The organism is Enterococcus durans NBRC 100479 = LMG 10746, from assembly GCF_001544215.1.
GTDB lineage: Bacteria > Bacillota > Bacilli > Lactobacillales > Enterococcaceae > Enterococcus_B > Enterococcus_B durans.
In genome coordinates this window covers 1-13,582 of record NZ_BCQB01000065.1, presented here as the reverse complement: position 1 = coordinate 13,582, position 13,582 = coordinate 1, and the positions used below count along the sequence as shown (strand labels likewise).

Genomic DNA, 13,582 nt, shown 5'->3' with positions numbered 1-13,582 from the left:
AAATTCTTGTGAAAAAGTTCTTCGTATTCTCTTAGACATAAAAATTCCTCCTGGTATGTTTTCTTCTAGTCTACACACCTTAATTTTTCTGTCTAGTTAATTGTAGCCTATCCACTGTTACAACTTTTTTCGGATATCGTAGGTGAGATGAAGTGATCGTTACTTTGTCTCATCTTTTTTTGAACGTATAGTTACATGATCAAAACTATCAGAAGAAAGTGTCTAGAAATACAATAAAAATGAAACGTGAAGAAAACCTGAGATTCTGACAAATCCTGTGAAGGAATAGAAATCAGGTTTTCTGTATCTAAAATGGTTCTTCTCTAGTTTCAAGTAAGGATCGATCATGATTGAGTTTTTTGTGGGTCAACTAGCCAAGTAGTTATGCCGACGATTGCTACTACGACTAGATAGGAATACCAGTTGATGATATTCAAAAGTAAAAGGATCAATCCAATCAAAATACATAGTAGAATCATTCCTGCATATATAATGTGTTTCATTTGTTTCCTCCTATTTAAGTAATTGGATAATGGTTTGTGTGTCCACTGTAACATCAATTATACCTTAAAGAGAAGATGGATAATAGATTTTCAAAATGGAGAATAGAAGAGAAGTGTCAAAAAGTATTGGAAAATCAAAAGGATGATGACATATTGAGTGAGATCGAGACAAAAGTCGTTTATTCGTTTTTAAAGAATGAGACAAAAGTGTTTCTTACTTTTGTCCCACAGTCGTTCGCTCTTATACTTTATTTTTTTTTAATAATAAAAAAAACGAAAATCACGTATAGGATAAGCGAAATAACCAACCCTTTAAGATAGTAGTCAAATAATTGTATCGGTTGTTCGTAAGAATATTCAATGATTTTAATCATAAAATAAATTGCTGGAAAAGCAGATAGAAACATCAACGTGTCGTATTTGTTCCATTTGGTAAACAGCAGCAAGAAAAGAATAATACTAATAAAAGGAACCCAAAATAATAACCTGCTTAAAGTAATCATACTATCGCCCTCTTATAGCCCCCACATAAGCTAAATGATAGCATGTTCTTGTAAATGGGAAAAGAAATTTGGGTTTCTTGGAATAATTCTCAGTTCTGGGATAGCGAAAGGTTTTTGGGACATGAGAGAAAAATCTAAAAGAGTTACCGATATTAAAAAAATAAGTTCGCAACGCCTAAATTGTGGACGTCATTTTATCATTGTGAGATAATGAACATGTAAAAAATTTAGGACATCTCCCCAAAACGATCTCCAAAGAGTCGAATGTCCTAAATTTTTTTGCATAAATAAGCGAGACATTCACATGTAGACTAAACGAAAGTCTTAGCCATCTCTTTTTAATCGATATGTAGAGCTGAAGAATAAAAATGGATAAAACGTAATGATTTAAAAAATGACCGTTGTTATAGATGGAAGAAAATAAAAATGGAAACAAAAAAAGCACCTACTTTCAGTTAAAAGTAGATGCTTTTACAGTGAACTAGAACTGCAATCGTTCATTGAGTTTTTCACTCCTATGCGGATTTTTTCAATTCTTGGACAGCTTGTTCGATCGTAACACCCGTGGCCACACGATTTTCATCTTTTTTATCAAATACGATAAATAGATTCAATTGTGTATCCAATGTTACGCGATATTGTAATTCTTTGTTATAGAATGTCATAATTCATTCTCCTTTCTTTGTTTCATACGAAAGGCAACTACACGTTGATAACGAAATTCCATTTTTAAATATAACACAAATATGGAAAAATTGCTACTTAAATATTTATTAACAAAACGAGAAGGCAGTAATTGCAACGATAAAATGAGAAAAAATATAGCTTATTTTGAAAAAAATGTATTGGGGGCAAAGAACAAAATCCTGTGGAGTGTAGGGGAAAGAGATAAACAACAGTGTAAGTCTCAATAAAATGAGCATGATCGTGAAATGGCAATGATTTAACTGGAGTTTGAATCTTCATTTAGTTGATTGATCAATGAGTCCAAGTTAGAAGACGAGTCTCAAAAAATAATAGTTGAAATAAAGCACATAGATTACTTAATGATCGGGATACTGTTTTATTAGTGAGACAACTCAGATTTATTAAAAACCTCTATTGAACGTTGGACTGATTTATTGAGTAAGAAGTGAAACCACATTTTATTCCCCGACTATTGGAGGATCCATGCGCTTAAAAAAGAAATAGCTAAAGATGCGATCGTTATTCTTGTGTTTCGATTTGAACCATGGTATATTATATAAGTAATCTATTTTGAAACGTAATTCGAGCTACTATTTTAGTTTAAGACTCCTTTTGCCTATCAATAATTTATTGCATCAATCAACGTATTTTGATACGTATCAGGAGGAAATATACATGAATAACGGTACAGTAAAATGGTTTAATGCAGATAAAGGTTTTGGTTTCATCACAGCTGAAGACGGAAATGATGTTTTTGCACATTTCTCAGCTATCCAAGGTGACGGATTCAAAACATTAGACGAAGGTCAAGCAGTGACTTTTGATATTGAAGACGGTCAACGTGGCCCTCAAGCAGTTAACATCGTTAAAGCTTAATCATTGAATGAACAAAAGGCCTCTCTTAAATGAGAGGCCTTTTTTTGTGCAACCGTCCATTTATTAGTGAGCTTTTTTGTATAGTACAAGAAGTCGAATTGTTTTGAAATAGTAAATTTTTTATTAAGTATTTATTATAAAAAATAATAAAATTAGTTATTCATTTACTCTTTTATTAGAAAGGAGATACATACATATGATTAAAAAAATTTTTTTGTTTTCGGCAATGATGTTAACTTTAGCAGGTTGTACGATACATCGTTCAGAAGAGGAAACTACAACAAGTAGTGTAGAATCAACAAATGCAAAAGGACCATTAGTAATAAAAAAAGAACAAATTACAGTAGTGGAAGTAAACAAAGCACGAGAAGATTGGGCTAATGCAGTCATTGCAATCGGTGCAGCAGGTGAAGAAAGTTTGGAAAAAGCAAAGGAAAAAGCGAGAGAAGTCGTGGAATCGCAGTATGCCTTTGACGAAGGAACGGTGTTGTTCAAACCTACGAAAGCAGCACAACAGCCATTTCGTTCTACAAAAGCAGAAGCTATTTCTTATTTTGTGGGAGGCGAGGTGAGTGAAGATCATGGGTTTGCCTTACAGCCTTGGAAGAAGGTCCGTTTTGAGAATCACGACACGATCATCGATGAGAACTCTGCTGTAGCTTCAGGAGAGTATTACTTTTCTGATAAAACAGGGGAAGAAACAAAAGCTGAATATACTTTCGGCTTTATTAAAAATCAGGAGGGAAAGCTAAAGATCAATCTTCATCATTCCAGTCTTCCTTATGGAGGATAAGTAGAAAAAGCTAAAAAGTCGATAGTAGCAAAATAAATGAACGAAGAACGAATGGAAATTGATCTCTACGCATATGAAGACTTACTAAAGAATTTTTTGAACTATCTGACGGAAAATTAGATGATGAGAGCGAGACAAAAGTCGTTTAGGTTTGAGAAATTGAAAAAAACGAACAATACGTTTTTTGTATTGCTCGTTTTTTTGAAATTTCCGAAAAAACTGACTTTTAGATTTGTCCCACATTCATCATTTAAGCATGAATAAATAATGGAAGTAGAAGCAATCTTCTGTTCCAATCTCTCAATTAGTTGAATTGAACACTACTAGATGAAAGAATCATTCAACTGGCGGGATAACTAATTCAATTCCTTTTTGTCTAAGATTAGTCAAACATTCCATTAGATAGTTTTCATTATGTTCTGGATAGATCGGTGATGTCTGATCGACTGGCACAAGATCATGATAGCTTTCACATGATTTTCCACGGTATTCAGCAATCCGCCATTCAGGTGCGGGAAAATAACCACGACTTTCCATTTCTAAAAGGACTAGTTGGTGGTATTGGTAAAGCTTATAAGGTGAATAGTGAAAGACATAATCGACAGTTGCATGCTTTTTGCCCCAACCATTTCCTCGGAGCGCGCAACATTCTCTATGCTGTCCTAGTAGCTGCTGTCTTGGTAATAAAGAAATTAGTTCCTGATGCCATAATCGCATGGGTGTTCACCTTTTCTATGAGTAATCATTTTTTAAGGTCAAGATAATCGTTCTGGATTTTCAGACCTGCCAATCAAATAGTCAATTGAGACATCATAAAAATCAGCTATAAAAAGTAGTTCTATCACATTTGGACATGTTTTGCCTTCTTCGTACTGCTGATACACTTCAAGAGGGATCGCTACTTGTTCAGCCACTTCACTAGTTGTCAGATTGTTCTTTTTTCTCAAAAAATCTAGTCTGCAACGTAATGTATCTAATAAAATCGCTTCTTCAATGCTCATCGATATGCCTCCCATTCGTTTTGATACGATTATCGCTTTTTATTTAAATAAATCAAATATGCGATCGGTAGAAATAAGGATAAAATAAAGCCAATCAGTTCTTCAACGAATAATTGATCTGACTGGAAATACTGATAGTTTAGTATTTTATTGATAAAAAATAAAGCGGGGAAAGTAAATAGTGCCAAAAGAATACGTTCTTTATTCCATCTTATGAAATAACAAATAACCGGAATAAGAACGATGGTCGGAACTAAAAAAATAAGGCGAACCAATGTTATCATAAGACGAACTCCTGTAATTTTTTTGCTAAACAGCCGCTAAAATATAAAAGGACAATCAAAAAAACACCTTAAATAAAAGATATCATTTTCTAGGTAACATAACAAATAATATGCTATGAAATGGAGTCAGATGATATTATTTGGGGAAGACAAGGGGATTGATATCTAAGAAGTTGAGTACGTATAAAAATAAGAAAACAGCATTTATTATAAAAGAGTAAATGATGATTGCGTAGCATATAGATACGTAACGAATAAACAGCCGAGGTTGGATAGCAGCATATCGTTTCCCTTTATAAGTAATTGTCATAAAACAAAGGATCAGGGTAACGATCCCTTGAAAGATAAGACCGATAAGCAGAAATGTTTCTGTTTGATGGTTTAACTGTAAAAAATATGCACCCGCGGCTAACAGGTCTAAAAGAATAGCGATAAATGGCATAAGGGTTCCTCCTTTTTTATAAGAATAGCATGATTTTTAGATTATACAATTGTTGTGACAATATTGAAAGCTAGAGGAATAATAAATATTAAAAAACAGATGTGATGTTTTATTTGAGATTGTTTCTTCTAAATCTACATGATATAGTGAAAATAGGTTATTTTTAACAGGTACCCTTAGCTCAGTTGGTTAGAGCAGACGGCTCATAACCGTCCGGTCGTAGGTTCGAGTCCTACAGGGTACATCAAGTTCGAAAAAACGAGGATCATTTGGTCTTCGTTTTTTTTTATATGGAAAAATTTGATTTTTTGCTTTGTCTCACTAAAAACTCAGCCGGAATTTGGCGGAATAAAATAGATATAGTAGTGAAAGATAACCGAATAAAGTGTTGCTAGCAGAAAAACGAGAAAAACGACCAACACATGATTGGACGTAGATGATCGATCCCGTTCTTTCCAGTATGAATAGATTGATGAAGCTAGACAATCGATGATTCTATATTTTATTGATCAATTCCGCCACAAATGTAAGAATAGGTGAAATACTGAACAGAAATCTCAAATTAGTGATGAAAACACGACAAACGGGAAAGGCAGACCAGACACTGAATGTATGTACAGAATAAATGTAATATAATAGAAGAAAAAATCTATTTAATCCGTAAAATAAGCGGGAATAATTGATAAATCAGCAGTTTGAGAAAGATTTGTCAAAGTATTTTCAACTAAATAAAAGGTGATAGAAGATTTAAAAGAATGGGGGATAAATCTAAAAATCAGGTTTGCTACAGACTCTCGAGTAAACGGCGGGAGCAGAAGCAACTCCTTCGGAAATAAGCACTTCTGTCCCAGCCTCTCTCCAATAAACGGCGTCCAAAAGTCAGATTTTTCGGAAAATTCAAAAAGAGGTTGGGACAAAAGTGTTTATTACTTTTGTCCCAACCTTTTTTTTCTACAATTTCTCAAACCTAAATGACTTTTGTCTCGACCTTTTTTTAGAGAATCGATACATTGAAGTCCTTTAGTAATTCAATGGCCATTTTACCGTGTTGATTTTCTGATAACAGCCCTGGATCAAGGAAAAAATCTGCCTCTGGAAAAGCACTTTGTAAAGCAATCGTATTCGACAAGACACATAGATTCGTTTCTATGCCCACAACTTCGATTGATTTCTGTTCGTCTTTTCGATCAAATAACTGTATTTTAGTTCAATAAGTTTCTCGGGTGGCAGAGTGAAATAGTATTTCTTGATCACTCGTTCATTTGGTAGAGGAGCAAGCTTCGGAATCAATTGTAATGCTGGGATTTCTTCCTCTACGCCTTTTTTTTCGATGGGAATATCTCTAGTAAATAAAACCAATTCATTATTTTCTCTAGCTTTAGCTAAGCGTTGCGCAATTCGATCCACCAATTCTTCAGAACCTGGAACATAAAAATCACTCGTTGGATCAAGCACTTGGTTTTGCATATCGATGATTACTAACACGTTGATCCCTCCATTCACCTTGTGAAACTCAATAATAATTTTTGATGATATATGCAACACCGGCTTCTTCGTTGGTCTTTGTCACTTCATTTGCGATGTCTTTCACTTGTGGTTGAGCATTGCCCATTGCGATACTTAGTCCACTGACTTTCAACATCGCGATATCATTTTCTTGGTCGCCAAATGCCATGATATCACTAGGCTCGATTCCCAAGTATTGACCTAAAAAGATGAGTGAGTGTGCTTTTGTGATGCCTTTAGGTGTGATCTCCAAAAAGTGGGGGTCTGAGAAGACAGAGTCGATTCCCTCATCAGCCAAATCACGTTGCAACTGTTGCAGCTTGCTCTCATCTCTATCTGTCAAAGCTAATTTCAAATAGCTTAAAGAAGGGTCCTCCAGTAGTTTTTCGATATCTTCAAATGACTGTTTCTGTAAACGGAATTGTTTATAGTAAGGGTCATTTTTTACTAAACTAGATTCATCAAATGTTAATTGGTCATCTTGGGTCTCGCGACTTGCAATGATCGAGATTTTTGCTTTTTGTGCGAGATAAAAGGCGCGTTTCAATGTTGGCAATTCGATTTTCGCACGTTTCAAGACGTTGACGATTTTTCCTTTTTCCATTTCTGCAACGAATGAACCGTTAGAAGAGATCAGATAGCCACCAATGCCCAGTTTTTCAAAAATATCTTTCGCTGAGATGCTGTTGCGTCCCGTAGCGACCGTTACAATTCCACCATTTCTGTCAAAGTTTTGTAAAGCCTCGATATTTTTTTCTGGTATTTCTCCGCTTCGATCAAGTAATGTACCATCTAGATCTATTGCAGCTAATTTCATAATTTTCGCTCCCTTTGTTGTGTGCTTATTTTAAGATTAAATGAGAAATACCAAAAATGAAAATAAAATGCACTGCGTGATGAATTTTTTCAAAAAAAATTCTCTATTTCCATTTGACTATAAGTAGCAGCGATTTGGTCAATACCTTTGAATAAATAGGCAAAAAACTTGATAAGTTAACGTTTTCAAAGCTAAAAAAAAACATTATTTTTGCAAAATATTCATTGAAAATGAAGCATATATTTTGCTTTAACGTTTGATCAGGCATATTCTAGATATAGAAAAGGTTAGAAAAAGATTAAAAAAAGGAGTGATTTTAATGGAGAAAAAACAGGGGATCGTTCCAGTGTTAACTGCTTCAGATGAAAATTACGCTCCTTATTTAAGCGTAATGATCGCAACAGCATTGGACAATTGTAACAAATCAAGACACATTTACTTTTACGTGATTGATGATGGAATCTCTGAATACAGCAAAGAAGGATTAAGACAGACGGTGAGTGATCATTCGGCAAATGCAAGTATCCAGTTCCTGACAGTTGACACAGATGTGTACGAAGATTTTTTGGTTAGTGATCATATAACGACTACTGCTTACCTGAGAATTTCTTTACCTAAAATTTTAACGAAATACAACTATAAAAAAGTACTTTATCTTGATTCAGATATTTTAGTACTGGATGATATCGTTGATCTATATGACACATCATTGAACGATCATACGATCGGTGCAGTGATCGATCCTGGACAAACCAAAGCGTTGAAACGCTTGGGCATTGATTCTAACGAATATTATTTCAACTCTGGTGTGATGATCATCGACATCGAACGTTGGAATGAACAATCGATTACAGAAAAAACGATCAACTATTTGAAAGAAAATGGGGATCGAATCATCTATCACGACCAGGATGCATTGAATGCTGTATTGTATGGCAACTGGGAACAATTAGAACCACGTTGGAACATGCAGACATCTCTTATCTTTGAACGTCATCCTGCACCTGATGAAACATACGAAAAATTGTATAAGGAAGGCAATGCTTCCCCAGCTATCGTTCACTTTACAGGACACGATAAACCGTGGAACACATTGAAAGACCACCCATATACAACGATTTATTTAAAAAAATTAGCGCATAGCGCATTAATGAAAGTAGGCGAGGTAAATGAATAGAAGAAAAGAAATAGCAATCGTATCAAGTTGTAATACAAAATTTGTGCCTCATCTAGCGGCGCTTTTTGTATCAGTATTAGAAAACAGTGATCCAAAAACATTTGTAAGATTTTATGTCGTTGACGACAATATCGATGCTGAAAGCAAAAAATTATTGCGTTTTTCAGTAAAAAATTCTCGTATGAATACTGACGTAGAGTTTTTGAAAATCAACAAAGAGTTCTTTGAAAATGTCGTAACGAGTGACCGTATTCCGGAAACAGCATATTACAGAATCGCCATCCCAGAATTATTTAGAGGAAAAAATGTCGAACGTATTTTATATATGGACTGTGACATGGTCGCTTTAGATGACATAACTAAATTATGGTCTCTTGATTTCAATGGTGCCATCGTCGCAGCTATTGAAGATGCTGGGTTCCACCAACGTTTGGAAAAAATGGAGATTCCTGCTAAATCAATGCGTTACTTCAATTCTGGCTTGATGCTGATCAATGTCGAAAAATGGTTAGAACAAGATATCACGCATAAAGTTCTAAAATTTATTGAAGAAAATCCAGAAAAACTACGATTCCATGACCAAGATGCATTGAATGCTGTACTACATGATCGTTGGATTGCTCTTCATCCTAAATGGAATGCGCAAGGCTACATCATGGCCAATGCGAAAAAACATCCCACTGAAAAAGGGGAAAAAGAATACGAAGAAGCACGCCAAAACCCATCGATCATCCATTTCTCTGGACATGTGAAACCGTGGAGCAAAGATTTTAAAGGATCAAGTAAAAAATATTACGAAAAATATGCAAACATGACTGCTTTCCGCTGTGTAGAGAAGTTTCCACAATATCCATTGTATGCACAAGTCAATCGAAATCGTAATCGAAATACATTTGTTAAATAAACAATCACTAGGAGATGATGACTATGGAAATCACGATGTCAAAAACTGCTGCCAAAGCATTGATCGAAAAAGTAGGGGAACATTCGAAAATCGCTATAGCTTTGATTGATCATTCTGATCCCTTTTTAAGAGGGAAAAGTGCCTGTGCGAAAGGAAGCTTCTTTCAGATCATCCCGTTTGTGAATGAATTTGGCCAATATATCACTCGAATCGATCATCCAGTATTAGAGATCTATACTTCTAAGCTTGAACAATTTTACTTAGGTAGACAATTAAGTATGGAATACAATCAACAGCTGAATAGCTTTACCTTAGAAAATGAAATTATCGTGTTAGATCGCAATATCAAACTCAGCCACTGCTTCTTTAGTTAATCTGAGGACGAAACAAACAGAAGGGAAGACTGATAATGCTGGACTATTACTTTATTAAAGAAAAAGTAATACAAACAGATGAAAAAAATTTCAATTGGCTTGTGATCAACAACAGTGATACTGAAGAAATCGGAAGAGTCATCGAGAAGTATCAACTTCCAGAAGACATCTTCATCGGGAATTCTTATCCCGAAGAAGTGTCTCGACTGGAATACCTTTCAGGGACCAAGTTGCAGAATCCGATTTCTTTGGTATTACTTAATCTCTCAAGTAAACAGGAAAAAATCGAGAAACGTTTGACGCCGATTTCGTTTGTTTTATCAGATAACCTATTGATTGCTTGTGTCGAAAAAGAAACCGATTTTTTTGAACATTTGATCGAAAAACATCATGAGGACATCGATTCTTTTGAAAAAGTAATCGCATACACAGTGTTAGATATCTATACCCATTATGTGAAAGAATTGAAGGAAATGAAAAAAAGAATCGATTCTTTAGATCAAGAAGCCAGAAAAACAACGGAAAACGAAGAGTTATACAAACAAGCGGATTTAGAAAGAGATATTGTTTATATCGATCATACGCTGAGAGATCAGAAAGGAACAATGGATGCCTTATGGGACTCCAAACCATTCGTCGAAGGATTAGCGGATGACCGTTTACTTTATGATGTCCAACTGAGACAACGTCAGACTGAAAAAATGATCTTGATCTACCGTGACCTATTAGAAAGTATCGGTGATCTATTTAACGGGATGATGGACAACCACTTGAACCATCTGATGAAATATTTAGATTCAGCCGCTTTGATCATCTCAGTTCCAGCGATGATTGCTGGGGTCTGGGGAATGAATACTGGTGGACTCCCTGGAAAAAACTCAACATTAGGGTTTTTACTCGTCGTGATTGCCTCAATCGTTATTGCGGCGGCTGTTGGATATCATCTAACCAGAAAAGACTACACGAAATAATCAATAACAGTTTTACTAACATTTAGGAGGATAACTATGACTGAACCAAAATTAATCGACCCACGTAACCTTTATCATACAGAGAAATTTCCAAAACAAGACCAGGATACACCTGCGTTACAAAATGAAATGCGCCCTAACCCTGATTGTGGGGAGGAATCTTATGAAGGCTCGAATCAATTAGAAAACAGACGTGTTCTTATCACTGGAGGCGACTCTGGTATCGGACGTGCCGCAGCGATTGCGTATGCAAGAGAAGGGGCAGATATTGGGTTGCACTTTTTCCCAGGAGAAGAAGAAGATGCGAAAGAAGTAGCTTCATATATCGAAAAAGCCGGCAGAAAAGTTGTGCTGTTACCGTATGATCTACGAGAAGAAACCGCACCAAAAGAAATGATCCAAAAAGTCGTTGCAGAACTTGGGGGATTAGACACATTGGTCTTAAATGCGGGTCAGCAAATCTCTTCTCCATCGATTGTCGATCTTCCGATGGAACAAGTAAAAGATACGTTCATGGTCAATATCATTGCGATGTTTGCACTTGTTAAAGAAGCTGTTCCACATATTCCAGCTGGTGGTGCAATTGTTACAACAACGTCTGTCCAAGCATCCAATCCAAGCGAGCACTTATTAGATTATGCAGCGACGAAAGCAGCAATCGCCAACTTTACGATTGGTTTGGCAAAACAGTTGGCACCGAAGGGAATCCGCGTGAACGGTGTGGCACCTGGACCTATTTGGACGCCACTTCAACTAGATGAAGGTCAACCTGAGGATGCAATTCCAGAATTTGGTCAAAAAAGTCTGTTAGAACGAGCAGGTCAACCTGCTGAATTAGCACCAGTATACGTTTTCTTGGCTTCAAATAAAGCAAGCTATGTGACGGCACAAATTTACGGTGTCACAGGTGGCGAAGCAATCAACCTATAAGGAAAGATTGGAGAGAGAAAAATGAATAAAGGAATAAAGACCATTGGAACAATCGTTTCGCTTTTACTATTGTCCGTGCTATTGTTTGTGATCTTGATCAGTGCAATCTATCCATTACCATTCCAGTTAGAACGTTTCCGCTTCTTTTCTTTAACGAATTTCTATCTGCGACATTATATTTTTTGGGTAGCAATCGCCTTTTCGATTCTCTTGATTCTTGGCATACTAATCTTGCTTTTCTATCCAAAAACGATCCGCAGTTTCTTACTGAAAAAAGGGAACGGAGAATTAGTGCTGGATAAAAAAGCTATCGAGGGCATGGTTCGTTCACATTTGAACCAAGATGATTTTATCGATTCCCCTAAAGTCAACGTGAAAGCTACTAAAAATAAGCTATCCGTTGGAATCAAAGGCGAGTTGAGACGAACGTCTTCATTAATTGGGAAAACAGGAACTTTAATGAAAGATATCGAAAAAGAAATCAAGCATGTACTCGGAGAAGATGAACCTGTTCAAGTTTCAGTGAAGTATACAGGTTATCAAGAACCAACGAATAAAAGAAGCGCAGATCAAGCGCGAGTAGAATAGGGAGGCTGACGAAATGAATGAATTTATGACCACGTACAAGCTCCCGATCATCTGCGGAGTGATTGGCTTGATTCTAGCAATATTATTATTGTCGATCGGTTTTTTTAAAACACTACTAGTCATCATCATGGCGATCATTGGTGTAGCTGTTGGTATGTACTTGAAACGTACGCATCTTTTAGATGATTATTTCAAATCTTAGGAGGAACATTATATGAATAACAATGAAAAAAACAACCAAAACAACCAAAACAATCAAAATAATAACCAGGGAAAACCAGTTTCTGCACATCCAGATCCAGTAACACCAAACCAATCAAATGGAATCACGGATGAAAAAAATAAAACAGCACCTGTATCAGGACATCCGGACCCAGTTGTGCCAAATGTAGAAGAAAAAGTCGAACACGACAAACATCAACATGACAAAGACCATGATGCTCATCAACCTGCTCCCCATGATCTGCCAAAACCTGGTGGACATACACCTGGTGGACCAGTTCCACCCCATGCGCCACAATCTCCAGCTGGACATGGAAAGGAAGAGCATATGAACGGCGATTTGACTTACGAAGATAAAGTGATCCAAAAAATCATCGGGATCGCACTAGAACAAGTCGATGGATTATTGTCAGTCGATGGTGGTTTCTTCTCAAATGTTGCTGGGAAATTAGTGAATACAGATAATACGACTGCCGGGATCGATACAGAAGTCGGCAAAAAACAAGTTGCTGTTGATTTGTCGATCATCGTTGAATATGGGAAAGACATTGAAAAAATCTATCAACAAATAAAAGAGATCATCAGTAAAGAAGTACAAAACATGACTCATTTAGATGTGATCGAAATCAATGCCAATGTTACAGATATCCAGTCAAAAGAAGAATTTGACGCGAAACAAGAGACAGTTCAAGATAAAGTAACAAATGCAGCCAAAACTACCGGACAATTTGCTTCTGAGCAAACGGATAAGGCGAAACAAGCGATTGCTGAAAAAACAGAACAAGCAAAGGAACATGACTCCGAAGTTAAGTAATGGGCAATCGAAGATAGATCCTAACAGAACATGAGGTAGTAAGTTGAATGAACGTTCTTTAAAGAAGAGCGAATTGAACAAACGCAGTCATGTTGAATAATTGAATCTCTACACCAAAAGTACGCTTTGTAGGCTGCTTTTGGTGTTTTTTCGTTTTGAGTGCTTCTATATTAAAAGTAACGAATAGGGG

17 protein-coding genes, 1 tRNA gene and 1 pseudogene are annotated in these 13,582 nt (G+C 36.0%); 11 read left to right on the top strand and 8 right to left on the bottom strand.

Annotation, left to right across the window (positions count from 1 at the left end):
• Positions 1-344 precede the first annotated feature (344 nt).
• Entirely contained in the window at positions 345-503 is a 159-nt protein-coding gene (locus ED2_RS15745) for a hypothetical protein (protein ID WP_016176590.1), read from the bottom strand.
• A 1,018-nt stretch (positions 504-1,521) separates the two neighbouring features.
• Entirely contained in the window at positions 1,522-1,671 is a 150-nt protein-coding gene (locus ED2_RS15740; protein WP_005878128.1) for a hypothetical protein, read from the bottom strand.
• 697 nt (positions 1,672-2,368) lie between these two features.
• Here ED2_RS15740 and ED2_RS12970 point away from each other — a divergent pair.
• Positions 2,369-2,569 (top strand): cold-shock protein, encoded by a 201-nt coding sequence (locus ED2_RS12970; RefSeq protein ID WP_005878127.1) that lies wholly within the window; start codon positions 2,369-2,371, stop codon positions 2,567-2,569.
• 196 nt (positions 2,570-2,765) lie between these two features.
• Positions 2,766-3,362, top strand: a complete 597-nt coding sequence (locus ED2_RS12965) for a metal-independent carbonic anhydrase family protein (protein WP_016176592.1) — start codon at positions 2,766-2,768, stop codon at positions 3,360-3,362.
• Positions 3,363-3,698: 336 nt separating this feature from the next.
• On the opposite strand, the gene ED2_RS12960 is transcribed toward ED2_RS12965, so the two are convergent.
• The 4 genes from ED2_RS12960 to ED2_RS12945 all read right to left on the bottom strand — a co-directional run bounded on the left by ED2_RS12960 (position 3,699) and on the right by ED2_RS12945 (position 5,089).
• The gene (locus ED2_RS12960; RefSeq protein ID WP_005878125.1) at positions 3,699-4,079 is read right to left on the bottom strand and encodes a TIGR02328 family protein; all 381 of its coding nucleotides are present in this window, start codon (positions 4,077-4,079) and stop codon (positions 3,699-3,701) included.
• A 38-nt stretch (positions 4,080-4,117) separates the two neighbouring features.
• A complete protein-coding gene (locus ED2_RS12955) occupies positions 4,118-4,363 on the bottom strand; it encodes a helix-turn-helix domain-containing protein (protein ID WP_005878124.1) in 246 nt (81 codons plus the stop codon).
• Positions 4,364-4,392: 29 nt separating this feature from the next.
• Positions 4,393-4,647, bottom strand: coding sequence for a hypothetical protein (locus ED2_RS12950; RefSeq protein WP_005878123.1), 255 nt, complete (start codon positions 4,645-4,647; stop codon positions 4,393-4,395).
• A 136-nt stretch (positions 4,648-4,783) separates the two neighbouring features.
• Positions 4,784-5,089: a hypothetical protein gene (locus ED2_RS12945; RefSeq protein ID WP_016176593.1), complete on the bottom strand. Its 306-nt coding sequence runs from the start codon at positions 5,087-5,089 to the stop codon at positions 4,784-4,786.
• Positions 5,090-5,259: 170 nt separating this feature from the next.
• On the opposite strand from ED2_RS12945, the gene ED2_RS12940 reads away from it, so the two are divergent.
• A tRNA-Ile gene (locus tag ED2_RS12940) sits at positions 5,260-5,333 on the top strand.
• A 750-nt stretch (positions 5,334-6,083) separates the two neighbouring features.
• On the opposite strand, the pseudogene ED2_RS12935 reads toward ED2_RS12940, so the two are convergent.
• Both ED2_RS12935 and ED2_RS12930 read right to left on the bottom strand, forming a co-directional pair.
• Positions 6,084-6,574: pseudogene (locus ED2_RS12935) on the bottom strand (cysteine hydrolase family protein).
• 28 nt (positions 6,575-6,602) lie between these two features.
• Positions 6,603-7,412 carry a Cof-type HAD-IIB family hydrolase gene (locus ED2_RS12930; RefSeq protein WP_016176595.1) on the bottom strand — a complete coding sequence of 270 codons (810 nt, stop codon included), beginning with the start codon at positions 7,410-7,412 and terminating at the stop codon, positions 6,603-6,605.
• A gap of 319 nt (positions 7,413-7,731) precedes the next feature.
• On the opposite strand from ED2_RS12930, the gene ED2_RS12925 reads away from it, so the two are divergent.
• From ED2_RS12925 to ED2_RS12890, 8 genes are read left to right on the top strand one after another with little or no spacing between them, the layout of a single operon-like run.
• Positions 7,732-8,589 (top strand): glycosyltransferase family 8 protein, encoded by an 858-nt coding sequence (locus ED2_RS12925; RefSeq protein WP_016176596.1) that lies wholly within the window; start codon positions 7,732-7,734, stop codon positions 8,587-8,589.
• Complete coding sequence (locus ED2_RS12920; protein ID WP_016176597.1) at positions 8,582-9,493, top strand: glycosyltransferase family 8 protein; 912 nt, start codon at positions 8,582-8,584, stop codon at positions 9,491-9,493. The genes ED2_RS12925 and ED2_RS12920 overlap by 8 nt, the downstream gene beginning before the upstream one ends.
• Before the next feature lie 23 nt (positions 9,494-9,516).
• Positions 9,517-9,867 (top strand): iron-sulfur cluster biosynthesis family protein, encoded by a 351-nt coding sequence (locus tag ED2_RS12915; RefSeq protein WP_016176598.1) that lies wholly within the window; start codon positions 9,517-9,519, stop codon positions 9,865-9,867.
• 35 nt (positions 9,868-9,902) lie between these two features.
• The gene (locus ED2_RS12910) at positions 9,903-10,838 is read left to right on the top strand and encodes a magnesium transporter CorA family protein (protein WP_016176599.1); all 936 of its coding nucleotides are present in this window, start codon (positions 9,903-9,905) and stop codon (positions 10,836-10,838) included.
• 36 nt (positions 10,839-10,874) lie between these two features.
• Positions 10,875-11,768 carry an SDR family oxidoreductase gene (locus tag ED2_RS12905; protein ID WP_005878109.1) on the top strand — a complete coding sequence of 298 codons (894 nt, stop codon included), beginning with the start codon at positions 10,875-10,877 and terminating at the stop codon, positions 11,766-11,768.
• Positions 11,769-11,789: 21 nt separating this feature from the next.
• Positions 11,790-12,356, top strand: a complete 567-nt coding sequence (gene amaP, locus ED2_RS12900) for an alkaline shock response membrane anchor protein AmaP (RefSeq protein ID WP_005878107.1) — start codon at positions 11,790-11,792, stop codon at positions 12,354-12,356.
• 13 nt (positions 12,357-12,369) lie between these two features.
• On the top strand, positions 12,370-12,558 hold the full coding sequence (locus ED2_RS12895; protein ID WP_005878105.1) for a DUF2273 domain-containing protein: 189 nt from the start codon (positions 12,370-12,372) through the stop codon (positions 12,556-12,558).
• Positions 12,559-12,570: 12 nt separating this feature from the next.
• Entirely contained in the window at positions 12,571-13,392 is an 822-nt protein-coding gene (locus ED2_RS12890; RefSeq protein WP_016176600.1) for an Asp23/Gls24 family envelope stress response protein, read from the top strand.
• Positions 13,393-13,582 lie beyond the last annotated feature (190 nt).